Consider the following 913-nt stretch of genomic DNA (forward strand, 5'->3'; position numbering starts at 1 on the left):
CCGCTTCCCCGGCGGAGTGACCTCTCCCGAGGAACTGTGGCGCTTGCTCGCCGACGAACGCGACGCCATGGGCGACTACCCCACCGACCGCGGCTGGGATCTGGACGCCTTGTTCGACTCGGACCCGGACCGCGTCGGCACCTCCTACTCCCGCACCGCCGGTTTCATCGACGGGGTCGCCGACTTCGACGCGGAGTTCTTCGGGATCTCGCCCCGCGAGGCCCTGGCCATGGACCCGCAGCAGCGGCTGCTCCTGGAGACCACCTGGGAAGCACTGGAGCGGGCCGGCATCGACCCCGGCACCCTGCGCGCCACCCCGACCGGCATCTTCTCAGGCCGTGTCTCGTACGCGTTCGGGTTCGAGGGTCCTGCGGTGACGGTGGACACGGCGTGCTCGTCGTCGCTGGTGGCGTTGCACCAGGCGGTGCAGGCGAAGGCGTTCTCCGCGGATGCGGACGGGACGGGTTTCTCCGAGGGCGTGGGCCTGCTCCTGGTGGAGCGGTTGTCGGACGCGCTCCGCAACGGGCACGAGGTGCTCGCGGTGGTGCGTGGCTCCGCCCTCAACCAGGACGGCGCGTCCAACGGCCTGACCGCACCGAGCGGCCCCGCGCAGCAGCGCGTCATCCGCCATGCGCTCGCCAACGCCGGGCTCACCCCCGCGGACATCGACGCCGTCGAGGCACACGGCACGGGGACGTCCCTCGGCGACCCGATCGAGGCGCAGGCTCTGCTTGCCACGTATGGTCAGGGCCGCCCCGAGGACAGGCCGCTGTTGCTCGGCTCGGTGAAGTCGAACATCGGTCACACCCAGGCCGCGGCCGGTGTGGCGGGCGTCATCAAGATGGTCGAGGCGATGCGGCACGGTGTGGTGCCGAAGACGTTGCACGTGGATGAGCCGACGCCGCATGTGGAC

At 71.1% G+C, this 913-nt stretch carries 1 protein-coding gene; it reads left to right on the top strand.

Translation table 11 applies throughout. From position 1 onward, the window contains the following. Positions 1-913, top strand: a 913-nt coding sequence (locus tag IG88_RS39825) for a beta-ketoacyl synthase N-terminal-like domain-containing protein (protein ID WP_037837568.1), incomplete at both ends; no start/stop codon positions are given.

Source organism: Streptomyces sp. NRRL F-5650 (genome assembly GCF_000721365.1).
Classification (GTDB): domain Bacteria; phylum Actinomycetota; class Actinomycetes; order Streptomycetales; family Streptomycetaceae; genus Streptomyces; species Streptomyces ardesiacus.